This is a genomic window from Lentzea kristufekii (assembly GCF_033949925.1).
Taxonomy (GTDB): domain Bacteria; phylum Actinomycetota; class Actinomycetes; order Mycobacteriales; family Pseudonocardiaceae; genus Lentzea; species Lentzea kristufekii.
This window is the reverse complement of sequence record NZ_JAXAVV010000009.1, coordinates 296232-321839: the sequence shown is the minus strand read 5'-3', so window position 1 is coordinate 321839 and position 25608 is coordinate 296232. Positions and strand designations below refer to the sequence as shown.

Genomic DNA, 25608 nt, shown 5'->3' with positions numbered 1-25608 from the left:
GAACAAGCACCGCTCGTCACTGCGGTCGCGCGACGGAACCGCCCTCGCGGACCGGCATCGGCACCCGGCGGATCAGCGGGGGCCGGGCCCCGCGCCCACGCCGTCCCAGCATCTCCACCAGGACCTCGACCGCCTGCACGCCGAGCTCGTGGTGCGGCAGGGCGATGGTGGTCAGCCGGGGGCGCATCCACGAGGCGACGGGGTGGTCGTCGAACCCGAGCACGGAGACGTCACCCGGCACCGCGAGCCCGGCCTCCCCGAGCGCCTGGTACGCCCCGAACGCCAGGCGGTCGTCAAAGCACACCAGCGCCTTGGGCAGGTGGTGGCGCAGCAGGTCCCTGGTCGCGTCGTACCCGTCCTCCGGTGTCCACCTGGGACAGCGGTGTGCGCTGACCACCTCGACGCCCGCGGCCGCGAACACCTCGCGCAGCCCGATGAGGCGCTGCACGGCCGCGATGCTGCGCGGTGGGACGTCGTAGGGACCCGGTCCCGCGCCGATCAGGTGAACGCCGTGGCGGTGCCCCGCCTCGACGAGCAGGCGTGCCGCCGAACGCCCGCCCTGCACCTCGTCGGACACCACCGACGGGATGGCCGGACCGGCCCCGGCGGTGGCGTTGAGCAGCACGGTGGGCCCGTGGTGCAGGCCTTCCGGCACCGTGATCGCCCTCGTGTGCGTGGTGGCGAAGACGATGCCGTCCGCGCGGCGGTCGCGCATCGCCTGGACCAGCGACCGCTCCAGCGCCGGGTCCCCGCCCGTCTCCCCGGCGAACAGCATGAACCCGTGCCGGTAGGCGGCCTCCACTGCGCCCTTCACGACCTCGCCCGCCAGTCCGGACGAGGTGACGGTGTCGAGCACGAACCCGATCGTCCGCGACGGCCCCGGACGCGGCCCGCTCACCAGGGCGCCGCGCCGGTAGCCCAGCTCCTGCGCCGTGGACCGGACCCTCCGCTCGGCGTCCTCGGAGATGCGCAGTTCGCGCGCACGTCCGGTCAGCACGAGCGATGCCGTCGTCACCGACACCCCGCTCGCCGCCGCGACGTCGGCCAGGGTCACGCGAGTTCGTCCCACCGCAGATCCGCCTCCCGTGCCGTACGGGCCCGACCGCGTCGCAGTCGGATGTTCCACGAAATGGTTGTGGTCACACGCCTTCCGCCGAACGGCCCTGGCGGAGGGGACCGTCCGGCGACGAGCGTCCTACCGCTTCAGGCGACCGGGGTCTCCGGCCTCGCCGCGGCGCACGAGCCACGCCTCGGTGATGTGGGTGAACATGGCCTGCGCCGCACCGGCCTCGTCTCGCGCCGCGATGCGTTCGCAGATGCGGCGGTGCCCCTTGTTGGAGGCCGTGCACATGTCCCGGCCGCTGCGCCCGTGGTAGCCGGCGGAGTTGAGGACCTGCCTCTCCAGCGAGCGCACCACGCCACGGGCGATGCGGTTGCCCGAGGCCTGCATGATCGTGTCGTGGAACAGGCGGTCGTGCTCCTCGTAGGTGGCGGTGTCGCCGACGAGCTCGTCCATCCGGTCCACCAGGGCGCGCAACCGGTCCACGGTGTCCTGGCCGGCGGTGCGCGCGGCGACCTGCGCCATGTCCGACTCGAGCAGCCGGCGCGTCACCACCACGTCGTCGAGGACCGCGAGGCTCTCGTCCTCGGCGACGGCGGCGGCGAGCACCAGCTCGTCGAGCATGTTCCACTGCGCCATCGGGGTGACCGTGGTGCCCGCGCCCTGGCGCACCCGCACCAACCCCTTCTCCTGCAGGACCTTCACCGCCTCGCGGATCACCGTCCTGCTCACCGAGAAGGTCTCGCACAGGACAGGTTCGGGCGGAAGCGTGGTTCCCGCGGCGTAGGTACCGCGCACGACGCGTTGCACCAGCTCGGCGGTGACCGCGGCGGCCAGGCTCGCCGGTCTCCGCGTCCATCCGGGGGTAGCGGCCGCATCCTGGTCCGGACGTGTCACCGACATCTCGCCTCCGTTGCGCCGCAACCTGTTTCCAGGACCCGACAGTATACGTAACACCATTGACGTCACACGTCATACGAGTTACGTTCGCGTTGTTCCTGAACCGGCCCGGACGCCCGGCCTCCCGTCCACGGAGACCCGTCCGCACGCCCCGTTCCCGGTTGCCGTCGCCGCGAAGTCCTGGCCGCCCGCCGGCGCGTTCCCCGGCAGGCTCGACGAACCCGAACGTCCACACAGGACACGAGCTGTCCCGTCCGCCGCAGCGGGAGAGGTGATCAGGCCACACCCACCAGGAGGTCACTTGTCCACGTCCCCGTTCCCCGCTGTGCGCGGGCGGATCGCGCTCGCCGCCACGGCAGCGGTGATCGCCGCCCTCGCCACCGCTCCCCCCGCCTCCGCGGCCACCACGACCCTCCACGCCTCTCCCTCGGGCAGCGGCACCGCCTGCTCCGCCACGGCGCCGTGCTCGTTGCCGGGAGCGCAGGCGGCGGTGAGGTCCCGCAACGCGTCGATGTCCGGTGACATCGTCGTGGAACTGGCCGGCGGCACCTACCGGCTCACCGAGCCGTTCCGGCTCACCGCGGCGGACTCCGGCAGCAACGGGTACCGCGTGCTGTGGCAGGCCGCCGCGTCGGCACGTCCCGTCATCAGCGGCGCCAGGGCGGTCACCGGGTGGTCGCTGGCCGACGCAGGCAGGAACATCTGGCGGGCCAGCGTCGGCACCGGCGTGGAAAGCCGGCAGCTGTACGTCAACGGTGCGATCGCGACCCGCGCGCGGACCCAGGTGAACCGCGCCGACTTCACGTTCACCGACACCGGCATGCGCTTCTCGAACAGTGCGCTGAACTACCTGAACAACCTGGCGAACCAGAACCGCGTCGAGGTGGAGAGCGTCAACTCGTTCACCGACCGCTACTCGCCGGTGCAGAGCATCGCCGGGAACTTCCTCACGATGCAACAACCCGCGTGGAACAACAACACCTTCGGCTACGACACGCTCAGCAAGCCGCACCGGGCTGGCCCGCTGTACCTGGCGAACGCGTACGAGTTCCTCGACGCGCAGGGCGAGTGGTACATCAACCCCGGTGCGGGAGCGCTCTACTACATCCCGCTCGCCGGGCAGAACATGAGCAACGTCAGCGTGGAACTGCCGGTGATGCAGTCACTGGTCAACGTCGGTGGCACCTACGACGCTCCGGCGCGCAACATCACGTTCAGCGGCATCACCTTCACCGGCACGTCCTGGCTCGGTCCCAGCGGCAACCAGGGTTTCGCCGACCAGCAGACCGGCGCCTACATGGCGGGCAACCAGAACTGGCCGGCCGACCGGATCAACTCGTGCCAGCAGGGCTGTGCGCAGTTCGAGGCGGTGCGGCCGCACTGGTTCCAGATGCCCGCGGCGGTCCAGGTCTCGGCGGCCAGTGGAATCACCTTCACCGACTCGCAGTTCGTCAACCTCGGCCAGACCGCGATCGGCATCGGCAACGACGCCAACGCGCACGCCAGCGGTGTGGGACTCGGCGCGTCCGGCATCACGATCACCAGGTCGGAGATCGCCCGCAGCTCGGCGGGCGGCGTCGTGGTCGGCGGCGTGCGGGCCGACGCGCACCACCCGAGCGACCAGCGGATGGTCAACCGGGACATCACGGTCAGCCACAACCGCATCCACGACCTCGGCGTCGAGTACCGCGGCAACGTGTCGGTGCTCAACACCTACGTCAACACGGCGACCGTGTCCCACAACGAGATCTACAACATGCCGTACTCCGGCCTGTCCCTCGGCTACGGCTGGGGCGCCAACGACGCGGGCGGCAGCAACCACTACGCGAACCGCGGTCTGTACAACTACCAGCCGCGGTACTCGACGCCCACCACCGCGTCCAACAACAAGCTCATCAACAACTACGTCCACGACGTCATGCAGCAGATGACCGACGGCGGCTGCATCTACACGCTCGCCTGGAACCCGAACGCGGAGATCAGCGGCAACCACTGCCTGCGCACCAACGGGTGGTTCGGGCTCTACTTCGACGAGGGCTCCAAGTACTACCGCGCGACCGGCAACGTCTTCTCCTCCACCGGAACCTGGGCCACCGCCAACTACTGGGGCGGCGAGAACATGGGCAACTGGACCCTCACCGGCAACTGGTCGACCAACAACAGCACCAACGTGACCAACGGCGACCGCGGCAACGTCGTCAACGGCAACGTGGTCGTGTCCAACGGCAACTGGCCGTCCGGTGCCCAGGCGGTCATGGCCAACGCGGGTCCGGGCGGCAGCGGGGGCGGCCGGGAGAACGTCACGGTCGTCGGCAGCCAGTCGAACCGCTGCCTCGACGTCGCCACCACGAACAACAACACCCAGGCGAGGCTCTGGGACTGCAACGGCGGCGCGAACCAGCGCTGGAACCACACGGCCGGCAGGCAGCTCACCGTGCAGGGCAAGTGCCTCGACGCCTCCGGCGGAGGAACCGCCAACGGCACCGCGGCGATCCTGTGGGACTGCCACGGCGGCGTGAACCAGCAGTGGAACGTCAACGCCGACGGCACCATCACCGGCGCGCAGTCGGGGCTGTGCCTCGACGCCAGCGGCAACGGCACCGCGAACGGCACGCTGATCCACCTCTGGGCCTGCCACGGCGGGACGAACCAGCAGTGGAGCCTGCGCGGCTGACAGCGACTGGTGGTGTGGCTCGAAAGGTTGCCAGGCGAATTCGCGGTCAGACGGGTGCATCGTGGTGCCGCCCCCACGTCCTCATACCGGAGTCGTATGGGGGCGTGGGGGCGGTGCCGCGAGGCGCCCTGCTGAGCGTGAATTACCCAGCCGACCTTCCGAGCCACGCCACCGGGTCCCCGCACCGGCCGGTGCGGGGACCTCGTTCGCCGTCACCTCAGGAGCAGGCGACGCCGTTCAGCACCGGTGACGAGAACGGTGGCGTGCCACCGTTGTAGTTCGCGTTGAACCCGATGCTCAGCTGGGCGCCGGCGCCGAGCGAGCCGTTCCAGGCGGTGTTCGCCACCCGGACCTCGTCGCCGGAGTCGGTCCACGTCCCGTTCCAGCCCTGCGTGACGGACACGCCGGGAGCGGAGAACGAGAAGGTCCAGCCGTTGATCGCCTGGCCGCGGTTCTCGATCACGATCTCGCCGGTGTAGCCGCCCTGCCACTGGCTGACCACGCGGTGGGTCGCCTTGCAGCCGCCACCGGGGTTACCGCCAGTCGTGGTCGTGGTCGTGGTCGTCGTGGTCGTCGTGGTGGTCGTGGTCGTGGTGATCGGACCGGCGGCCATCGCGAGCTCGTAGGCGCGCTGCGGCACGAACTGACCGGCCGGCGCGATGCAGCCGTCGGACTCACCCGGCAGCTTGACCCACAGGAACGCCTCGATCTTCGCGTCACCCGTGTTCGTCGTGCTGGGAGTGCCGATCGCGCGTCCCGCCGGGTCGCACCACTCGCTGCCGTTCGGACCGTTGCCGTTGCGGCTGGTGTCGACGACCGCCTTGAGGCGGCTGTCGCCGACGGCGTTGAGCACGTTCTTGGCGAAGTTCACCTCGTCGGAGGTGGAGCGGTAGTTCGACACGTTCGTCGAGATGCCGTCGGCGCTGTTGGAGATGTCCGCGCCGCGCAGCCGGTTCGCTGCCTCCGCCGGGCTCAGCCACGCGGAGTGCCCGATGTCGAAGTACACCTTCGCCTGCCCGGAGCCGGACTTGAGCTTCTTGCCGGCGTAGGCCATGGACGCCTTGGTCTGGTTCTGCTGGTCCGCGGTCTGGCAGGTGGACATCAGCGGCAGCACGTCCGGTTCGAGCACGATCGTCGCCGGGCGGCCGGCCAGGCCCGCGGCCACCTCGTCCACCCACGCCCGGTAGGCCGCGTGGGAGGACGCCCCGCCGCCGCTGGGGCCACCGCAGTCGCGGTTGGGGATGTTGTAGACCACCAGGATCGGGATCTTGCCGGCGGAGGCCGCCGCGCCGACGAACGAGCTGATCTCCGACCGCACCGTGGAGGTGTTGGTCGTGGTGTACCAGCGCGCCTGCGGAACCGACGCGATGCGGTCGCGGATGACCGCGGCACGCGAGTCTCCCGGATTGGCGGCGACCCACTTGGCGCTCGAGCTGGACGGGTCGGTGTAGAACGCCGACTCGGCCGCGCTGACGGCCGTGCCGCCGCTGACCACCAGGGTGGTGACCCCGGCGACGAGCGCGGACGCGAACAGGCACGCGCCCGCCGCTCGCTTCCTCGGTGCCGTCGTCTTTTCTCGGGACGGAACAGTTGCTGACATTCAGGTCCTCGCAGCGTCGTTGCCATGGGGAAGGGGTTCACGATGCATGAGAGCGCTCTCACAGGCAGTGCGCAGAGCATGCGGCGCACAGCCGAGCACTCGGTCCGCTTCGGACCGGCATCGCGGAAAAGCGAATACGAGTTCGGGCCAAGGTAGCTGCGAAACACCGGTCCGTCAATGCTAAAGATGTTAGCGCTAACTTTAGCAGAATGCGGTTTCAATACCGTTCGACGATCGCACTCAAACGGTTTGACGTCTGCACTGGGAGCGCTCCCCTACATTTGTGCGCCGATCGAGTCAACCTGCTGTCGAATTCGACAGTGCGTTCTTGTGAGCGTGAACAGGAAGCTGCGACACTCCTTGTCGTTCAACGGGATCCGGCACTGGCGCACCGGACCTCGTGAGCTGACCCTGTCCATCACACCCCGCAACGGGTGTTCCTGCGAAAGCGTGAATGATGAGACTGACATCGAAGTCAGCGGCTCTGATCCCGATCATTGCCACGGTCGCGGCAGCGGCAATCGGCGCCACCCTGATCGCACCTCCCGTCGCGAACGCGGCGACCACTCTCGGCGCGGCCGCCCAGCAGAGCGGTCGTTACTTCGGTACCGCAGTCGCCGCGGGCAGACTCGGCGACTCGACCTACGTCGGAATCCTGAACCGGGAGTTCGACATGGTCACGGCCGAGAACGAGATGAAGATGGACGCCACTGAGCCGAACCAGGGGCAGTTCAGCTACGGCAACGCGGACCGGATCGTCAACCAGGCGCGCAACCAGGGCAAGCGAATCCGCGGGCACGCGCTGGCGTGGCACTCGCAGCAGCCCGGCTGGATGCAGAACATGTCCGGCACGGCGCTGCGCAACGCGATGCTGAACCACGTCACGCAGGTCGCGACCTACTACCGGGGCAAGATCTACGCCTGGGACGTGGTGAACGAGGCCTTCGCCGACGGCAGCAGCGGCGGGCGTCGTGACTCCAACCTGCAGCGCACCGGCAACGACTGGATCGAGGCCGCGTTCCGCGCCGCCCGTGCCGCCGACCCCGGCGCGAAGCTCTGCTACAACGACTACAACACCGACGACTGGTCGCACGCCAAGACCCAGGGCGTCTACCGGATGGTGCAGGACTTCAAGTCCCGCGGCGTGCCGATCGACTGCGTCGGCTTCCAGTCCCACTTCAACGCCCAGAGCCCGGTTCCCTCCAACTACCAGACCACCCTGCAGAACTTCGCCAACCTCGGCGTCGACGTGCAGATCACCGAACTGGACATCGAGGGCTCCGGTAGTGCCCAGGCGTCGAACTACGACCGCGTGACGCGGGCCTGCCTCGCCGTGACGCGGTGCACCGGCATCACCGTGTGGGGCATCCGCGACACCGACTCCTGGCGCGCCTCCGGCACCCCGCTGCTGTTCGACGGCAACGGCAACAAGAAGGCCGCCTACACCTCGGTGCTCAACGCGCTCAACGCAGGTGGTCCCGGCACGACGACGACCACCACGACCACCACAACCACCACGACTACGAGCAACGACCCCGGTCCGGGCGGGTGCACCGCGGCGGTGTCGCTGAACCAGTGGAACGGTGGTTTCGTCGCCACGATCAAGGTCACCGCCGGCTCCAGCGCCCTGCGCGGCTGGAGGGTCACCACCACGCTGTCGAACGGCACGGTCACCGGCTCCTGGAGTGCCAACCGAAGCGGCACCAGCGGAGCCATCAACTGGTCCAACGTGGACTACAACGGGAACGTGCCCGCCGGCCAGTCCACCGAGTTCGGCTTCCAGGGCAACGGAAGCGGAGACGGGCTGAACCCGTCCTGCACCGCGAGCTGACTCCCGCACCACACGACCGGCAAGCTCCGGCGGACGGGCGACCGTCCGCCGGAGCGCCCTGCCCTGGGAAGAAGATGATGGTCAAGACACGAAGGCTTTGGGCGAGCATCGCCCTGGTGGTGGGCACGGTCCTGACGGTGGTCTCGCCGGTGAAGGCGGACAACCCGATCGTGCAGCACATCTACACGGCCGACCCGGCACCGCTGGTCCACAACGGACGGGTCTACCTCTACACCGGCCACGACGAGGACGGCTCGACCTGGTTCACCATGAAGGAGTGGCGGGTCTGGTCCTCGGCCGACATGGTGAACTGGACCGACCACGGCTCTCCCCTGAGCCTCGCCTCGTTCAGCTGGGCGAAACAGGACGCGTGGGCCGGCCAGGCCGTGGAACGCAACGGCAAGTTCTACTGGTACGTCCCCGTCGTCACCAAGACCACCGGACGCCCGGCCATCGGTGTGGCCGTCGCCGACAGCCCCACCGGCCCGTTCCGCGACGCCCTCGGCCGTCCCCTGGTGGAGAACGGCGAGATCGACCCCACGGTCATGATCGACGACGACGGCCAGGCGTACCTGTACTGGGGCAACCCCAACCTCTCCTACGTCCGCCTCAACGCCGACATGACGTCCTACTCGGGCGGCATCAACAGGATCCCGCTCACCACGGCGGGCTTCGGCACCCGCACCGGCGACCCGAACCGGCCCACCCTCTACGAGGAAGGCCCCTGGGTCTACAAGCGCAACGGCCTGTACTACAACGTCTTCGCCGCCAAGTGCTGCTCGGAGTTCATCGCCTACTCCACCTCCCCCGGCCCGACCGGGCCGTGGACCTACCGCGGCACCGTGATGGCCACGCAGGGCAGCAGCTTCACCAACCACGCCGGCATCATCGACTTCAAGGGCAGCTCGTACTTCTTCTACCACAACGGCGCCCTGCCCGGCGGTGGTGGCTTCACCCGTTCCGTGGCCGTCGAGAAGTTCAGCTACAACGCCGACGGCAGCATCCCGCCCCTCACCATGACGACGGCGGGACCACCGGCGGCCGACACCCTCAACCCCTACGCACGGCAGGAAGCCGAGACCATCGCGTGGGGCAACGGCATCGAGACCGAGGCCTCCAGCGAGGGCGGCATGAACGTCGGCTACATCAACAACGGTGACAACATCAAGGTGAAGAACGTCGCCTTCGGCAACGGCGCCTCGACGTTCACCGCCCGCGTCGCGTCCACCGTCGCGGGAAGCTCCGTCGAGGTGCGCAGCGGCAGTCCGACCGGCACTCTCGCCGGCCGCTGCACGGTGCCCAACACCGGCGGCTGGCAGGCGTGGACCACCGTCACCTGCCCGGTGAGCGGGCTGACCGGCACGCGTGACCTGTACCTGAGGTTCAGCGGTGGCAACGGCTATCTGCTCAACATGAACTGGTGGCAGTTCAGCGGGGGGAGCCCATCATGAGCAACTCGAGTTCCCACGGCCGGACGAGCCTCGACGGGCTCAGCCTCGCCGGCATCGTCGCGGCCGTGCTGATGCTGGTCGCCGCCGTCGCGCTCTCGCTCGTGCCCCAGCCGGCGCAGGCCGCGTCCCTGGTGCGGGTCACGAACTTCGGCACGAACCCGACCGGCCTGAACATGTACGTCTACGCGCCCGACAGGCTCGCGGAACGCCCGGCCCTGCTCGTGATGGTGCACTACTGCACCGGTTCCGCGAGCGCGGTGCACAACGGCGGCGGACGCGACTACGTCACCGCCGCGGACCGCAACGGGTACGTGATCGTCTACCCCGAGGCCACGAGGGACGGGCACTGCTTCGACGTGTCGACCCAGAACGCGTTGCGCCGCAACGGAGGAAGCGACTCCACCGGAATCATGTCGATGGTGTCGTACGCGCGCCAGCGCTACAACGTGGACCCGGAGCGCATCGTCGTCTCGGGCATCTCGTCCGGCGCGATGATGACCAACGTGCTGGCCGCCCAGTACCCGGACGTGTTCAGCGCGGGCGCGGCCTTCGCCGGTGTCCCGGCGGGCTGCTTCGCGACGACGGACGGGTCGATGTGGAACAGCCAGTGCTCGGGCGGCACCCTGCTGAAGACCCCGCAGCAGTGGGGAGACCAGGCGAGGGCGATGTACCCCGGCTACACCGGGCGCTACCCGCGGATGCAGCTGTGGCACGGCACCGCCGACACGACGCTGGCGTACCCGAACTTCGGTGAGGCGCTCGACCAGTGGACGAACGTGCACGGCGTGAGCAGGACGCCGACGACCACCGACCAGCCGCAGCCGAACTGGACGCGCACCCGCTACGGCACCGGCACACCGGCCGTCGTCGAGGGGATCAGCGCCCAGGGCACCGGGCACGACGTGCCGACCGCGGGAATGGTCGCGCAGGCGATCACGTTCCTCGGTCTCGATCGTCCACCCACGACGACGACCACCACCACGACCACGACGACCACCACGACACCGCCGCCGTCCCAGGGCTGCTCGGTGAAGGCCGTGGTCAACGCCTGGAACACCGGCCTGACCGAGACGATCACCATCACCAACACGTCCTCGACACCGGTGAACGGCTGGGAGCTGCAGTTCACGCTGCCCGGCGGACAGACCGTCACGGGCGGCTGGAGCGCCACCTACTCCCCCGCCACCGGCCAGGTGACCGCCCGCAACGTCGGCTACAACGCGCAGATCCAGCCCTCCGCTCAGGTGTCCATCGGCTTCCAGGCCACGCACACGGGCAACAGCGGACCTGCGGACGGATTCACGCTCAACGGCGTGCGTTGTGCCGTGACCTGACCGCGCACACCACTGGAGGACCGGCATGTCCGACCTGAACCGCCGGCAGCTCATCAAGCTCGGCGCGGGTGTAGCACTGACGCAGGCGGGGTGGACCGCGAGCCCCGCCTCCGCGGACGTGCGGGCACCCGGTGACCTCTCGCTGTGGTACGGCGGGCCTGCCGGGAACGACTGGCTGCGCGCCCTGCCCATCGGCAACGGGCGGCTCGGTGCGATGGTGTTCGGCAACACCGACACCGAACGCCTGCAGCTCAACGAGGACACGGTCTGGGCGGGCGGGCCGCACGACTACACCAACCCGCGTGGCGCCGGATCGCTCGCCGAGATCCGGCGGCTCGTGTTCGCCGGCCAGTGGACGCAGGCGCAGTCGCTGATCGACCAGACCATGCTCGGCAGTCCCGCCGGGCAGATGGCCTACCAGCCGGTCGGCGACCTGCGCCTGACGTTCCCCTCCGCGACCGCGTCGTCCTACCAGCGGTCGCTCGACCTCACCACGGCGACGACGGCCGTGACCTACACGGCGAACAACCTCCGGTACCAGCGGGAGGTGTTCGCCAGCGCGCCGGACCAGGTGATCGTGATGCGCCTGACGGCCCAGACGCCGGGCTCGATCTCGTTCACCGCGTCGTTCAGCTCACCGCAGCGCACCACGACGTCCACAGTGGACGGCACGACGATCGGGCTGGACGGGACCTCCGGAGCCCAGCGGGGCATCGCGGGCACCGTCCGGTTCCTCGCGCTCGCCAGGGCGGTCACCGAGGGCGGCACCGTCAGCAGCTCCGGTGGCACGTTGCGCGTCACCGGGGCGAACGCGGTGACGGTGCTGATCTCCATCGGCAGCAGCTACGTCGACTTCCGCACGGTCAACGGCGACTACCAGGGCAACGCCCGCAACCGCCTGAACGCCGCGCAGGGCATCGCCTTCGACACCCTGCGGGCCCGGCACGTCGCCGACTACCAGGCCTTGTTCGGGCGCGTGTCGCTCGACCTCGGGCGCACGGCGGCGGCCGACCAGCCGACCGACGTCCGGATCACCCAGCACGCGGGCACGAGCGACCCGCAGTTCGCGGTGCTGCTCTTCCAGTACGGCCGCTACCTGCTGATCTCGTCGTCGCGCCCCGGCACGCAACCGGCGAACCTCCAGGGCATCTGGAACGACCAGATGGCGCCCTCGTGGGACTCGAAGTACACCATCAACGCCAACCTGCCGATGAGCTACTGGCCGGCGGACACCACCAACCTCGGCGAGTGCCTGCAGCCGGTGTTCCGCATGGTCGACGACCTGACCGTCACCGGTGCCCGCACCGCGCAGCTGCAGTACAACGCCCGCGGCTGGGTCACCCACCACAACACGGACGCCTGGCGCGGTTCCTCGGTCGTCGACTTCGCCGCGGCGGGCATGTGGCAGACCGGCGGGGCATGGCTCTCGACGCTGATCTGGGACCACTACCTGTTCACCGGCGACCTCGGCTTCCTGCGGACGTACTACCCGGCCTTGAAGGGCTGTGCGCAGTTCTTCCTGGACACGCTCGTCACCGAGCCGAGCCTCGGCAACCTCGTCACCAACCCGTCGAACTCGCCGGAGCTCAACCACCACACGAATGCCAGCGTCTGCGCCGGGCCGACGATGGACATGCAGATCCTGCGCGACCTGTTCGACGGCTGTGCGAGCGCCTCCGAGGTGCTCGGCGTCGACGCCGACTTCCGCGCGCAGGTGCGCACCGCGCGGCAGCGGCTCGCCCCGACGAGGATCGGGTCGCGGGGCAACGTGATGGAGTGGCTGTACGACTGGACCGAGACCGAGCGCAACCACCGGCACGTCTCGCACCTCTACGGCCTGCACCCGAGCAACCAGATCACCAAGCGCGGCACTCCCCAGCTGCACGCCGCGGCACTGCGCACCCTGGAGCTGCGGGGTGACGCGGGCACCGGGTGGTCGCTGGCCTGGAAGATCAATTTCTGGGCCCGGCTGGAGGAGGGCGCCAGGGCGCACGACCTGCTCCGGTCTCTGGTGACGACCGAACGCCTCGCGCCCAACATGTTCGACCTGCACCCGCCGTTCCAGATCGACGGCAACTTCGGCGCGACCTCCGGCGTCGCGGAGATGCTGCTGCACAGCCACGCCGGGGAGCTGCACGTGCTGCCCGCGCTGCCACCGGCGTGGTCCGCGGGCAGCTTCGCGGGCCTGCGCGGGCGTGGTGGGTACACCGTCGGCGCGATCTGGGGGGCCGACGGTTCCACCACCCTGACCGTGACGCCGGACCGCGACGGCACCGCCCGGATCCGCAACCGGGTCTTCGCCGGCACGTTCGAGCTGCGCGACACGACGAGCGGCAGCGTGATCGAGCCCGCCAAGCCGGAGTCCGACGTCGTCACGTTCTCCGTCCAACGTGGACGCACCTATCGCGTGACCGGTCAGGCCTCCGGCCCCGGCGTGCGGCCCGGCGTCCACTACCGGCTCGTCGCACGGCACAGCGGGAAGTGCGCCGACGTCAGCGGTGGGTCCACGGCGGCAGGAGCGTTGGTGCAGCAGTGGTCCGCGACCAGCGGGCTGAACCAGCAGTTCGACTTCCTCGACTCCGGCGGCGGCCACTACCGCGTGCGGGCCCGGCACAGCGGCCTGGTGCTCCAGGTCGCGAGCTCCAGCAGTGGCGCCGACATCACCCAGCAGCCCGACTCCGGCGCGACGAGCCAGCAGTGGCGGGTGGTCGACCACGGCGGTGGCGTGATCAGCCTCGTCAACCGCCAGAGCGGGCTTGCCGCGGACGTCTGGGAGGCGTCGGCCGCCGACGGCGCCCGGCTCTCCCAGTGGAGTCCGACCGGCTCCAACAACCAGCGGTTCCAACTCCAGCAAGCGTGACGAGCGAAGGGACGACGATGTTCCACCTGCACAAGGGGTCCTGCCATGTCGCGGCATAGGTCCGTGCTCGCGGCGGCCGTCGCGAGCGCCGTGGTCTTCCTGGGCGCGGCGGGGATCGCGCTGGGCGGCCAGTCCGCCGGGGATGTCGGCGCGGCGGCGGCGACGGCGGGGTGCGGCAAGCCACCGGCGCTGACGAGCGGCCAGCACACGATCAACAGCGGTGGCCAGAACCGCTCGTTCATCCTGCGGCTGCCGCCCAACTACGACAACAACCGCCAGTACCGGCTGTTCGTCGGCTTCCACTGGCGGGGCGGCACGATGAACGACGTCGACTCCGGTGGCACCGACGGCTACAACTGGTCCTACTACGGGCTGCGGCGGCTCTCCGACGCGGCGAACAACGGCACGATCTTCGTGGCGCCGCAGGGCAACGGCAACGGATGGGCCAACCCCGGCGGCCAGGACCTGAGGTTCGTCGACGACCTGGTCAACCGCCTCGACTCGGGGCTGTGCATCGACACGACCCAGCGGTTCGCCGGTGGCTTCAGCTACGGCGGCGGCATGTCGTACGCGGTGGCCTGTGCCCGCGCGAACGTCTTCCGCGCGGTGATCGCCTACTCGGGCGCGCAGCTCAGCGGGTGCGACGGCGGCACCCAGCCGATCGGCTACATGGGCATCCACGGCATCAGCGACAACGTGCTCGGCATCGGCCTGGGCCGCGGACTGCGCGACACGTTCGTGCGCAACAACGGCTGCACACCGCAGAACGCTCCCGAACCGCGGGCGGGCAGCAGGACGCACATCATCACGAACTACAGCGGCTGCCGGGCGGGCTATCCCGTGGTGTGGGCCGCGTTCGACGGCGGCCACACGCCGGGTCCGATCGACTCGGGTGGCGACGGCTGGCGGACCTGGACGTCCGGTGAGGTGTGGAAGTTCATCACCCAGTTCCCGGGCGGCGGCGGCCCGACGAGCACCACCACGACGACCACGACCACCACCACGCCTCCCGGTGACGCGGCCTGCCGCGTGAGCAACGTGATCAGCGCCTGGAACAACGGCCTGACGTCGAACATCACCATCACGAACACCGGTTCCTCGCCGGTCAGCGGGTGGTCGCTGGTCTTCACCCTGCCCGGTGGGCAGACGATCACGTCCGGCTGGAGCGCCACCTACTCCCCCACGTCCGGGCAGGTGACCGCGAGAAACGTCCAGTACAACGGCGACATCGCGCCGAACGCGTCGATCACCGTCGGTTTCCAGGCCACGCACACCGGCAACGACTCGGCGCCGGCCTCGTACAGCCTCAACGGCAACACGTGCTCAGTCGCCTGACCGCCATCACAGGGAGCGCGAACATGCACCAGAACAAGAAGTGGTGGCTCACCGCGGTGGCCATCGCCGCACTCGTCTTCTCCGGCGCCGGCGCCGGCACCGGTGTCGCCGATCCCGCGGCACCTCTTGCCGCGACCCCGGGCTGTGGCAAGGCACCGACCCTGCGCAGCGGCACGCACACGATCCAGAGCGGGGGCAAGACCCGGTCGTTCGTCCTGAGCGTCCCGGACAACTACGACAACACCCGGCAGCACCGGCTGGTCTTCGGCTTCCACTGGTGGGGCGGCACGATGAACGACGTCGCCTCCGGTGGGAGCGACGGCGACGTCTACGCCCACTACGGCCTGCGAAGGCTGGCGAACAACACGGCGATCTTCGTTGCACCGCAGGGCATCGGCAACGGCTGGGCCAACTCCGGCGGCGAGGACGTCACGTTCGTCGACGACATGCTCCGCCGGATCGAGAACGACCTCTGCGTCGACACGACGCAGCGCTTCGCTCTCGGCTTCAGCTACGGCGGCGCGATGAGCATCTCGCTGGCGTGCTCCCGGCCGAACGTCTTCCGCGCGATCGCCGCCATCGCGAGCCCCGGCGAGATCAGCGGGTGCGCGGGCGGCACAGCGCCCGTCGCGTTCATGGGGATCCACGGCATCGGCGACAACATCGGCTCCGGCCGCGGCCAGCGGGACAGGTGGGTGCGCAACAACGGCTGCCAGCCCCAGAACGCACCGGAACCGGCGGCCGGCAGCCGCACCCACATCACCACCACCTACGCGGGTTGCCGGGCCGGCTACCCGGTGGTCTGGGCTCCGTTCGACGGAGGCCACCAGCAGGGACCGGTGGACGGGTGCGCCGGCTGTGAGAGCGGAGCGCGCAGCTGGGTGAAGACCGAGGTCTGGAAGTTCTTCACCGGCGGCACCACCCCCACCCCGACGACGTTCCGGTTGCGCGGCGAGGCCTCGGGCCGCTGCCTGGACGTCAGCGGCGCCGGCACGGCCAACGGGTCCCCGATGGTCGTGTGGGACTGCCACAGCAACGCCAACCAGCAGTTCACCCGCACCGGCCAGACCCTTCAGGTCCTGGGCAAGTGCCTGGACGCTCCCGCCAACGCCACGGCGGGCACAGCGGTGCGGCTCTGGGACTGCCAGGGCGGCGCGAACCAGCAGTGGAACGTCAACGCGGGCGGCACGATCACCAACGCACAGACCGGGCTGTGCCTGGACGTCAACGGCGCCGGCACCGCCAACGGCACGACCGCGATCGTGTGGACCTGCCACGGAGGTGCGAACCAGCGCTGGTCGCAGGTGTAGGCCAGGTCCCGCGGGTTCGATGGGACTCACAGGCGGGAGGTTTGGAGGAGGTGCCGCCGGGACGGCCTCATACGGGCGTGTCTGGTCGTTTCGGCGGTGCCGCCGGGGCTTTCGCCCGTGACCATCGAGGACGGACCGCGGGACGTTGTTCGGCCGAACGGAGGGCTTTCACCGACCTCGGGTCGGTGGGAGCCCTCTCACCTTGCCGCCGTCAGCCCTTCCGCCAGCACAGCGATGGCGTCCGGCCCGGTCCCGCAGCACCCACCCACCAGCCACGTCCGACCATCCCGAGAATGCCGCCTTCCCATCCCCTCACCCGTGACCGAAGTGAGAGCGCCGCCTGGGTGAACGGCGCCGGGAGCCTTCACCGGACTGAAGCCGGCCGAAGTCCTCTTACCTCGCCGCCGCCAGCCCTTCCGCCAGCACCGCGATCGCGTCCGGCCCAGTCCGGCAGCACCCACCCACCAACCGCGCGCCACCGCCGACCCAGTCCACGGCCTGCGCGGCGAACCCGCCCCCGTCCCCGGACCAGGACCGCGCCGCCGCATCCCACTGCTCACCGCTGTTCGGGTACACCACGACCGGCAGCCCGCTCACCCGCCGGGCCACGGCGACCGCGCCCGCCACGTCCTGCGGCGCGCAGCAGTTCACGCCGACGGCGATGACCTCGTCCACGCCGGCCGCTACCGCGAACGCCTCCTCGAGCGGTTGCCCGGCGCAGGTCCGGTCGCCGCGCACGGTGAAGGAGAGCCAGACCGGCACGCCGCTGCCGCGCACCACCTCCAGCACGGCCTCGGCCTCGTCCACGTCGGGAACCGTCTCGACAGCGAGCACGTCCGGTCCGGCCTCGCAGAGCGTTTCGATGCGAGGGGCGTGGAAGCGGACCAGTTCCTGCCGGCTCAGGCCGTAGCGGCCCCGGTACTCCGAGCCGTCCGCGAGCACCGCGCCGTACGGGCCGACGGATGCCGCGACCCAGCGCGGTCCGTCCATCTCGGACGCGGCGGAGCGGGCCAGCTCGACGCTGGACCGCAGCAGGCGCGCCGTCTCGGTCTCGCTGATGCCGCGGCGGGCGAAGCCCTCGAAGCTCGCCTGGTAGCTCGCGGTGATGGCGACCTCGGCGCCCGCCCGATAGTAGGCGAGGTGCGCGGCGCGCACGGCGTCCGGGTCGGTGAGCAGCAACCGGGCCGACCAGAGCTCGTCGGAGAGGTCGTGCCCGGCGAGTTCCAGGGCCGTCGACATCCCGCCGTCGAGCACGACCGCCCTGCGTGCCAAAGCCTCTGCCAGTTCCACCCGGCGAGTCTAAGGCCATGAGAACAAAGGGGAGGGGTGCGCGACGGCCGCTCCGCCGTGGTGTCGCGCACCCCTCCAGGACGATCTTCGGGGGCCTCCGCGTGTGCGCGCCGCATTTCCGCACGCGCAGAAGCCTTCCCAGCGACCGCCCGTCCTGTCCCGGTCCGCCGGTGGCGGACCGGTCAGCCTGTCGCGCCGCGGTGTACGGCGTGGTCCGGTGTGCTCGCCCGCCGGGACAGCCTGGGGGGCAACAGCATCAGCGGTGGCGGCTGCTTGCCCTCCAGCTTGGCGACGAGCAGGTCGACCGCGTGCCTGCCGAGCTCCTCCGCGGGCAGGCGCACCGAGGTGAGCAGGGGGGACGTCTGCTCAGCCAGTTCGTCCGGGCAGATCGCGACCACGGCGACGTCACCGGGGACTTGGCGACCGGCCGCGCGCAGGCACGAGGTGATCCAGCCGAGTGCCGCCTCGTTGTGCACGACCAGCGCGGTCATCGACGGGTGCGCCCGGATCAGCGCCTTGGTGGCCCTGAGCACCGAGTCGTGGTCGCCCTCGACGGCCAGTGCCGTCGCGGCCACTCCCCTGCGCATGGCGGCCGCGCTGAACCCGTTCATGGTCCGGTGGGCGAAACCGGTGCTGCGGCGGTAGACCGCGCTCGGCGCGCCGAGGAAACCGATGGAGCGGTGCCCGAGGTCGGCGAGGTGGTCGACGCACTTCGCGCCCGCCGCCTCGAAGTCCAGGTCCACGCAGGTGAGCCCGCGGGCGGCCGCCGGATGTCCGATGAGGACGGACGGTTTGGACAGCTGGCGGAGCAACGGCACGCGGTCGTCGTCCATCTCCACGTCCATCACCAGGAAGCCGTCGACCTGGGCGCTGTTCGCGGCACGGCGCAGTCCCGCCGCGCCGTCGTCCGCGGTCATCAGCAGGAGGTCCATGTCGTACCTGCGCGCTGTCGTCACCGCCGCCGTGACGAAGCGCATCACCGCCGGCAGGTGTGTGCCCGCCCGCAGCGGCAGCACCAGCCCGATCACGTTCGTCCTGCCGGTGGACAGCGCGCGGTCGGAGGCGTGGGGCTGGTAGCCCAGCTCCCTGATGCTGTCGCGGACTCTCGTCTTCGTGTCCGCCGAGATCGATCTCTTGCCCGTGAGCACGTAGGAGACTGTGCTCGGGGCGACCCCCGCATGCCGCGCGACATCCGCGATGGTGACCACACAGCCTCCTTTCACACTTTCACTCACTGAGTGTGTCGACACCATAGGGAGCACCTTCTGATGACATCAAGAGTGATGTGCGCGTTAACATTGCGCGTCAAGGGTGGTCCAGACGAATTCTGCACTGTCTGGAAAGTTGCCGGACAGAAATCCGTATCAATTAAGAGGAGCGTGCCCACGCGTCCGGAACTTCGGACGCGAGGCCGGCCGCATGGGCACGCTCACATGCTCAGGCTCAGAGCGCCGGGTAGGCGTTGCGCATGAGCTCCTGGAACTGCGCGGAGAACCAGTGCCCGGACAGCGGCGCGTTCCCGAGCGCACCGGACATGCTGTTGCCGTTGCGCGCGTTTCCGGTGTAGGTCGGGTCGCACATCTTGTCCGCGCCCTTGCCCTCGTTGTTCGGGATCTCCTCGCTGGCGCCGTCGGACTCGCCCGGCGGCTTGATCCACACGTAGGCGTCGATGCCCGCCGCGGGTGCGGCCTTCGGGCGCTCGCCGATGCCCGCGCCGGCCTGGTTGCACCAGTTGCCGAGGTGGATGCGCCGGTCGAGCCTGCCGCCGTCGACGTAGGCGTCCACGGTCGTCCTCGGTCCAGGACCGGACGGACGGGCCGAGCCACCCCAGCCGTTGCGGCTGGTGTCGATCAGCATGCCCACGTTCGCGTCGAAGCCCGCCTGCACGGCCCGCTGCCGGAACGCCTGCGCGTAGGGCAGCTCACCGGTGTAGCGGTTCCAGTCCACCCACTTCGACTGGCGCACCGACGTGCCGTTGATCGACTCGTCGATCGAGAAGTGCGGCTCGGTGAGGATGCCGTAGTTGGCGGTGTTGGCGATGAAGCCGTGCACGTTGGCCTTGGTGCTGCCGGACGCGTTGGCCGCCTGGAACAGCAGGTCCGCCGTCGCGCCGAAGTTGTCGTCCCAGCCCAGCCAGCCGTGGTGGCCGATGTCGATGTAGTTGTAGACGTTCGGGACGGCACCCAGCTTCGCGAGCGCGTACCCGACACCGGTGACGTAGTTGCCGTTGGCCTTCATGACGTCGCACTGCGGCGTCTGCGTGGGCCGCGGCGTCACGTTGGTGATGAGGTTCGGCAGCGAGTCGATCTCCACCACGGTCACGATGCGCAGGTTCGCGTACGCGGGCCTGGCGAGGATCGACGCGATCGGGTCGATGTACTCGGTCTTGTAGCGATCGATCTCCGTGGCCTTGAGCTCGCCGTTGGAGGCCAGCGCCGCACAGTCGCGACCCGGCAGGTTGTAGATCACGAGCTGGATGACGAGCGGTGAGCCCGCCGCCTGGCGCACCGCCTCGTCCAAGTGCGCGGCCAGCCCGCGGGCACCGGTGGTGCCGTTGATCGCCGCGATGCGGTCCATCCACACACCGGTCGGCTGGTTCGCGATCCGGCTGCCGCCCGGCTCGGCACTCGCCTTGGCCGACCAGTCCGGGTTCACGTAGACCTTGGCGCTCGCGTACGGGTTGTCGACGCGGTTGCCGGGGTCGGGGTTGTTCGACGTGGTGGTGGTAGTCGTGGTCGTCGTCGTGGTCGTCGTGCTCGTGGGCGGCGCCCCGGTGCACACCGTGCCGTTCAGGGTGAACGTCGTCGGGTTCGCGTCACCGCTGGCGGCGTTGGAGCCGTTGAAGCCGATGTCGATCGACGCGTTGGTACCCAGGTTCCCGTTCCACGGCATGCTCGCCGCGGTCACGTTCGCGCCTGACTGCGTCCAGGTCGCGCTCCACCCCTGCGCCACGCGCTGGTTGCCGGGCAACGCGAACTTCAGCGTCCAGCCACCCGTCACCGCGTCACCCAGGTTGGTGATCTTCACCGAGGCGCCGAACCCTCCGCCGCCCCAGCTGTTCGCCGTGTAGTCGACACGGCAGCCAGGCGCAGCGCCCGCAGGTGGCGCGCTGAGCGCCACCGCGACCGTCGCCGCGGTGGTGGCGACCACGACTCCTGTCGCGGCCCACCGCCTCTGTCCGTAGAGCTTCATTGCTCCGGATCTCCTGTCTCTCAATGGTGCTTGATCTCAACGAGCGAACACGCGCTGGGCGTGCACTCGAGTCTTTTGAGGCCGAGGTACTCCATCCCGATCGAGCCGGTGAGCGCGAAGCCGTCCCCGAAGGCGAGGTCCGGGTCGCCCCGGACCTCGCCGTTCGCGAGCGCCGTCCGCCAGGCCTGTTCCAGGCCAGGGCGCAGAACCAGCAGCCCGAGCCGCTCGTAGGGCGGCTTGGCGCAGGTCCCCCACTCCGCGATGAACGGCGCGTAGACCTTCGACCGCACCGGACCGGCGAAGTCGGTGAAGTCGTCGTCCCGCTCGACGGTCGCGCACTCGTCGGTCAGGTCGTGCAGCCACGCGGCGACACCGTCGACGCCTCTGCTGAGGTCCGGCGTGGGTTCGGCGCGTCCGACGAGGAGGACGAACGCGACCGAACCCACGACCAGGAGGGCGGCCAGGGCCCTCGTCACCGGATGGCGCACGCGGAACCGTTGAGCGTGAAGGACGTCGGATCAGCCGGCGTGGACGCCGTCGTGGCGTTGAACCCGAACGTCACCGAGCCTCCGGCCGGGATGTCCGCGTTGTACGACACGCCCTTCGCGGTCGCCTGCCCGCTCGCGACGGTGACCGTCGACGACCAGGCCTGCGAGAGCTGCTGCCCCGAAGGGAACTCCCACACGAGCTGCCACGCGCTGATCGCGCTGGTGCCGCTGTTGGACACCGTCACGTTCGCGGTGAAGCCGCCGTTCCACGTGCTCGGCCGCGAGTACGCCACCGTGCAGGAACCGGTACTACCGCCACCGGTCGTCGTTCTGACCGTGACGCCGGGGGACGCCGGCGAGGCGTTGCCCGCCGAGTCCGTCGCGACCACCGTGAACGAGTACTGGGTGTCCGCCGTCAGGCCGCTGACCGTCGCCGAGTTCGTGGCGGAGGTGGCGACCACCTGGCTGCCGTTGTAGACGCGGTATCCCGTCACACCCACGTTGTCCGTCGCCGCGGGCCAGTCCAGCTTCACCGAGCTGCCGGTGATGCCGGACGCGACCGGCGTGCCGGGCGCCGACGGGGCGGTGGTGTCCGGCGTGCCGGTGCCACCGCCGAACACGACGTCCGAACAGCTGTAGAACGCCTCCGGGCTGTCCGAGCGCTGCCACAGCGAGTAGATGATGTGCCGGCCGGACTTGTTGGGAAGCCGGGCCTGCCACGCGTACTCGCCGTTCGCCAGCGGCGGGTTCGTCACCTTGTCGAACGGGACCGGCTCGAGGTCGGACCACTTGAGCGGCTTCGTCACGTCGAAGCCGTCCTTGGTGACGTACTGCTCCCAGGTGCCGGGGTGCGGCGCCCACGCGTTGTACCGGAAGGTGACCGAGCTGTTCGCCTGCACCTGCGTCACGGGCCAGTCGGCCCGCGTCAGGTTGTAGGCGGAGTACTTCGTGGTGGGACCGCACAGGCTGCCGTCGGGAACGATCTCCCGGTGACGTCCGGCGGCGTTGCTGATCAGGTTGCCGAACCAGTCCCACAACGGTTGCTTCCCGCCCTGGGCAACGGCGGCGGCACACGCCGGATTGGTGGGCTGGAGGTCACCGCCACCGCCGCCTGCGCGGCCGTCCTCGTAGCAGAGGTACGTGCGGCTGCCGGGCCAGACCATCGACCCGTGCGCGACGGCCGTGCCACCGGTGTGCACCAGCACGGCGCCCACCGCGGCTGCGACTGCCAACAACGCTATGCGTTTTCTCATCTCTAGCCTCCTCACCCGTAGAGCTCGGCGTGCAGGGAGAACGCCGTGGCGATCTCGGCTTGCGCCCAGAACCGGTGGTAGGTGAACGTCGGTGCCGGTCCACCGTCCAGATAGGACTGCACCTTCGGCCACTGGGGATCGTTGCGGAACATCGAGCGCATCGACAGGAACGACGAGCCCTGACCGATCTGGTCACCGTTGGGCATCTTCCCGGTCCAGCCCGGTGGCACGTACGGGCCTTCCGCGGTGGAGGTGTTGTAGACGTCGTCGAACCGGTTGTAGTCCGCGCGGGTCTCCGGCGTCGCGATGCCCAGGCTGTCCTGGTGCGAGAGCAACGACGTCAGCAGCGACTCACCAGTGGTCTTGGCCTGGGCGTTGCCCGACTTGGCCGCGTAGTTGAGCAGCACCTTGGCGTACGACGCGGCGATGCCGACGTCCTGGTTGTGGTTGACCACGCGGACCCGCAGGTTCGCGTTCGCGCCGGGGTTGGTCGCGTTCCACGTGTCCGGTGCGCCCGACCACTCCAGGTCCGCGGGGATCTGGAAGTTCGTGCCCGTGGTGGTGTTCGCGATCGCCCACGGCACCCACTTGTCGAGGATCTTCTTGGCGCGCGCGTCACCGGTCAGCCGGTACAGCGCCGCCGTGCGCTCGATCCCCCACACCTGGAAGCCGAACCACCGGTTGCTCGGCGGGTCGCGCCACACGGGGTGGGCGTCGTAGTGCATGCCGTAGAACGTCGGCGTGCCCGCCGGAGGCGAGGCGTACTGACCCTCCCAGCTGTTCGTGACACCGCCGGCGAGACCACCGTCGGCCGACTGCAGCCACTGCAGCATCTCGAGCTGCCGGTTGAGGCTCGTCGCCCAGTCCTGCTGCCCGGTGGCGGACAACGGCTTGAGCGCGGGCACGTTCGCAAGAGCATGCGCTGCCAACGGGTTCTGGTAGCCCTGGTGCGAGGCACCGTCACCGATGCGCCACGCCCAGCCCGCGGACGTGTCGGTCGCACCGCCCCACGCGTAGTACCAGGACATCAGGTAGTGCGCGCTGTTCTTGCCCGTCGCGCCGGGGCACGACGCGGGGCTGTTGCAGTTGCCGACGCGCTTGAAGTACTTGTCGAACATCGCGTACCGCAGGTAGTCGCCCATCTTCGCGGACTTGCCGATCTCACTGGAGATGTCGCCGGCCTTGCCCTGCGCCGTGGCCCACTGCTGGGCGAGCAGCGCCACCTGCACCACGCGGGCGTCCGCGTCCGGTGCGTTGGTGTACTTCCACTGCTTGGCGTAGGACGCGTCCTTGGTGAACAGGTCCAGGAAGCCGTTCGGGCCACCGTGCTTGAACGTGTCGCACGAGGGCTGCGGGATGGTCTCCCACACCGACTCCGACGAACCGCGCTGGTACGTGTTGATGTACGCGGGGGCCGTCGTGCCGTCGCCGCACCGGCCGAAGCCGTAGGTGTTGTCGACGTCGATGAGCCAGTGCATGCCGTAGACGTCCGAGTTGCCGTACGCGGACTTCAGCTCGGCCGCGATCGGGTCCTGGCCGACCGGAACGGTGCCGTCCAGCGTCGACGGGTAGGCGTCCATCCTCGGGTGCTCGGGCGCGTACGTGGCCGGCTTCGACGGGTCGTACTTGTCGTTGGTCGGCTGGTCGGCCTTCGCCGGGATGATGAACTTCTCCATCGACGCGAAGGCGGACTTGAACGGTGCCCAGTCACCGGTGACCCGGCCGTAGCTCGCTTCCAGCCACAGGTAGTAGCTGAACGCCTCGGACGTGGTCTGGTGACCGTGGTCCGGTGCCTCCACCATCAGCGTCTCGACCGAGTGGTACGGCACGAGCAAGTCGCCGAACTTGCGGAAGTAACCGCTCGCCGGATCCTTGATCTTGTTGTACTGGTCGAGGAACGCCTTGTTGAAGTCCGATGTGGACGGGTCGATCTCGTTGACCGTGACGCTCGCCGGGCTGTACCCGGTGGCCGAGGCCGTGAACGTGGCGGTGCCGAGTGCGCCACCGTTGTTCGCCGACGTCACCGTCACCGTCTGCTTCGCGGTGCCGGAGAACGTGAGCGTGGCCGGGGTCGCCGTCAGGTCCGCGCTGCCGCTGCGGGCGAGCGTGACCGTGACGGGCTGGCTCGGTGCCGTCGCCAGGGAGACGTCGAACGTCGCCGTCTGGCCCTGCTTGACCGAGACCGTGCTCGGCGAGGCCAGCACCGCCGGTCCGGACAGGACCTTGACCGCCGCCGGTGCCGAGGTCTTGGTGGCACCGAGGTTGTCCGTCGCCCTCGCGGTGATGCTGTGGTCACCCGCCGGCGCCGACGTCCACGTGCCGCTGAACGGCGCGCTGGTGTCGGTGGCGATCAGGGTGTCCCCCGCGTAGAAGTCGACCTTGGCCACCGTGCCGTCGGTGTCCTGCGCGGTCGCCGCCAGCGGGATCTGCGCGGGCAGGGTGTAGCTGCTGCCACTCGTGGGCGCCGTCAGCGCCACCGATGGCGACTGGTTGGGCCCGGTGCAGGACACGCCGTTCACGGCGAAGTCCGTCGGGGGCCGGTTCGTCGCACCCTTGCTGCCGTTGAAGCCGACCTGCGCCGTGCCACCCGCGGCCAGGGTCGGGGCCCAGGGCGGGTTGGTCACGCTCACCACTGCGCCGGTCTGCGTGAAGTTGCCGCTCCAGCCCTGCGTGACGCGTTGCCCGTCCGGGAACGTCCAGGTCAGGTTCCAGCCGTTCAGCGCCTCCCCGTCGTTCCGGATCGACACAGCAGCGCCGAATCCGGTGTTCCACTCGTTGGTGATCTGGTAGGTGACGGTGCAGGCCACCGCGGCCGGTGCCGCGACGGCGGGAGTTCCGCCGACCAACACCACCGCCGCAACCGCCAACGCCACTTTTCGTCGAGTCATGCCGCCGCCCTCTCGACAACTGGGAGCGCTCCCAGAGTTCACGGCACTGTAACGTGGCCCACAGCGGTCAAAGGACCAGAGGTGTAGCCGATTCTGAGCCGCAAAGCCCTGCCGGTTGCGCCTTTCGGCACAACAACGGTTG

General features: G+C 69.7%; 16 protein-coding genes. 7 read left to right on the top strand and 9 right to left on the bottom strand.

Annotated features, from left to right (window positions below; genetic code table 11):
* Positions 1 to 16: 16 nt before the first annotated feature.
* Both SK571_RS20575 and SK571_RS20570 read right to left on the bottom strand, forming a co-directional pair.
* Positions 17 to 1054: a LacI family DNA-binding transcriptional regulator gene (locus SK571_RS20575; RefSeq protein ID WP_319985709.1), complete on the bottom strand. Its 1038-nt coding sequence runs from the start codon at positions 1052 to 1054 to the stop codon at positions 17 to 19.
* A 141-nt stretch (positions 1055 to 1195) separates the two neighbouring features.
* Positions 1196 to 1963: a FadR/GntR family transcriptional regulator gene (locus tag SK571_RS20570; RefSeq protein WP_319985708.1), complete on the bottom strand. Its 768-nt coding sequence runs from the start codon at positions 1961 to 1963 to the stop codon at positions 1196 to 1198.
* 298 nt (positions 1964 to 2261) lie between these two features.
* Between SK571_RS20570 and SK571_RS20565 the strand changes: the two genes are divergently transcribed.
* Positions 2262 to 4634, top strand: a complete 2373-nt coding sequence (locus SK571_RS20565; RefSeq protein ID WP_319985707.1) for an RICIN domain-containing protein — start codon at positions 2262 to 2264, stop codon at positions 4632 to 4634.
* Positions 4635 to 4851: 217 nt separating this feature from the next.
* Here the strand turns inward: SK571_RS20565 and SK571_RS20560 are convergent, their stop codons facing one another.
* Positions 4852 to 6234, bottom strand: a complete 1383-nt coding sequence (locus tag SK571_RS20560; protein WP_319985706.1) for a glycoside hydrolase family 6 protein — start codon at positions 6232 to 6234, stop codon at positions 4852 to 4854.
* Between the two features lie 457 nt (positions 6235 to 6691).
* Here SK571_RS20560 and SK571_RS20555 point away from each other — a divergent pair, with 457 nt between their 5' ends.
* From SK571_RS20555 to SK571_RS20530, 6 genes are all read left to right on the top strand, one after another.
* Positions 6692 to 8065 carry an endo-1,4-beta-xylanase gene (locus tag SK571_RS20555; protein ID WP_319985705.1) on the top strand — a complete coding sequence of 458 codons (1374 nt, stop codon included), beginning with the start codon at positions 6692 to 6694 and terminating at the stop codon, positions 8063 to 8065.
* Between the two features lie 77 nt (positions 8066 to 8142).
* Complete coding sequence (locus SK571_RS20550) at positions 8143 to 9516, top strand: glycoside hydrolase family 43 protein (protein WP_319985704.1); 1374 nt, start codon at positions 8143 to 8145, stop codon at positions 9514 to 9516.
* Positions 9513 to 10850 (top strand): extracellular catalytic domain type 1 short-chain-length polyhydroxyalkanoate depolymerase, encoded by a 1338-nt coding sequence (locus SK571_RS20545; RefSeq protein ID WP_319985703.1) that lies wholly within the window; start codon positions 9513 to 9515, stop codon positions 10848 to 10850. Before SK571_RS20550 ends, SK571_RS20545 begins: the two co-directional genes overlap by 4 nt.
* Positions 10851 to 10875: 25 nt before the next feature.
* On the top strand, positions 10876 to 13710 hold the full coding sequence (locus tag SK571_RS20540; RefSeq protein ID WP_319985702.1) for a glycosyl hydrolase family 95 catalytic domain-containing protein: 2835 nt from the start codon (positions 10876 to 10878) through the stop codon (positions 13708 to 13710).
* Positions 13711 to 13755: 45 nt separating this feature from the next.
* Complete coding sequence (locus SK571_RS20535) at positions 13756 to 15045, top strand: cellulose binding domain-containing protein (RefSeq protein ID WP_319985701.1); 1290 nt, start codon at positions 13756 to 13758, stop codon at positions 15043 to 15045.
* Between the two features lie 23 nt (positions 15046 to 15068).
* Positions 15069 to 16355, top strand: a complete 1287-nt coding sequence (locus SK571_RS20530; RefSeq protein ID WP_319985700.1) for a ricin-type beta-trefoil lectin domain protein — start codon at positions 15069 to 15071, stop codon at positions 16353 to 16355.
* A gap of 393 nt (positions 16356 to 16748) precedes the next feature.
* On the opposite strand, the gene mmuM is transcribed toward SK571_RS20530, so the two are convergent.
* The 6 genes from mmuM to SK571_RS20500 form a co-directional block, all read right to left on the bottom strand.
* On the bottom strand, positions 16749 to 17645 hold the full coding sequence (gene mmuM, locus SK571_RS20525) for a homocysteine S-methyltransferase (protein ID WP_319985699.1): 897 nt from the start codon (positions 17643 to 17645) through the stop codon (positions 16749 to 16751).
* A gap of 182 nt (positions 17646 to 17827) precedes the next feature.
* Entirely contained in the window at positions 17828 to 18853 is a 1026-nt protein-coding gene (locus SK571_RS20520; protein ID WP_266043960.1) for a LacI family DNA-binding transcriptional regulator, read from the bottom strand.
* Between the two features lie 235 nt (positions 18854 to 19088).
* Positions 19089 to 20837, bottom strand: a complete 1749-nt coding sequence (locus SK571_RS20515; RefSeq protein WP_319985698.1) for a glycoside hydrolase family 6 protein — start codon at positions 20835 to 20837, stop codon at positions 19089 to 19091.
* Between the two features lie 20 nt (positions 20838 to 20857).
* The gene (locus SK571_RS20510) at positions 20858 to 21325 is read right to left on the bottom strand and encodes a hypothetical protein (RefSeq protein WP_319985697.1); all 468 of its coding nucleotides are present in this window, start codon (positions 21323 to 21325) and stop codon (positions 20858 to 20860) included.
* Positions 21310 to 22578 (bottom strand): lytic polysaccharide monooxygenase, encoded by a 1269-nt coding sequence (locus SK571_RS20505; RefSeq protein WP_319985696.1) that lies wholly within the window; start codon positions 22576 to 22578, stop codon positions 21310 to 21312. Before SK571_RS20505 ends, SK571_RS20510 begins: the two co-directional genes overlap by 16 nt.
* Positions 22579 to 22589: 11 nt before the next feature.
* A complete protein-coding gene (locus SK571_RS20500) occupies positions 22590 to 25466 on the bottom strand; it encodes a glycoside hydrolase family 48 protein (protein ID WP_319985695.1) in 2877 nt (958 codons plus the stop codon).
* Between the last annotated feature and the right edge of the window lie 142 nt (positions 25467 to 25608).

Coding starts and splice junctions, on each gene's coding strand:
- SK571_RS20555 (WP_319985705.1), top strand. CDS start 6,692: ATGAGACTGACATCGAAGTCAGCGGCTCTGATCCCGATCATTGCCACG.
- SK571_RS20535 (WP_319985701.1), top strand. CDS start 13,756: ATGTCGCGGCATAGGTCCGTGCTCGCGGCGGCCGTCGCGAGCGCCGTG.
- SK571_RS20515 (WP_319985698.1), bottom strand. CDS start 20,837: ATGAAGCTCTACGGACAGAGGCGGTGGGCCGCGACAGGAGTCGTGGTC.
- SK571_RS20540 (WP_319985702.1), top strand. CDS start 10,876: ATGTCCGACCTGAACCGCCGGCAGCTCATCAAGCTCGGCGCGGGTGTA.
- SK571_RS20560 (WP_319985706.1), bottom strand. CDS start 6,234: ATGTCAGCAACTGTTCCGTCCCGAGAAAAGACGACGGCACCGAGGAAG.
- SK571_RS20550 (WP_319985704.1), top strand. CDS start 8,143: ATGGTCAAGACACGAAGGCTTTGGGCGAGCATCGCCCTGGTGGTGGGC.
- SK571_RS20570 (WP_319985708.1), bottom strand. CDS start 1,963: ATGTCGGTGACACGTCCGGACCAGGATGCGGCCGCTACCCCCGGATGG.
- SK571_RS20530 (WP_319985700.1), top strand. CDS start 15,069: ATGCACCAGAACAAGAAGTGGTGGCTCACCGCGGTGGCCATCGCCGCA.
- SK571_RS20545 (WP_319985703.1), top strand. CDS start 9,513: ATGAGCAACTCGAGTTCCCACGGCCGGACGAGCCTCGACGGGCTCAGC.
- SK571_RS20505 (WP_319985696.1), bottom strand. CDS start 22,578: ATGAGAAAACGCATAGCGTTGTTGGCAGTCGCAGCCGCGGTGGGCGCC.
- SK571_RS20500 (WP_319985695.1), bottom strand. CDS start 25,466: ATGACTCGACGAAAAGTGGCGTTGGCGGTTGCGGCGGTGGTGTTGGTC.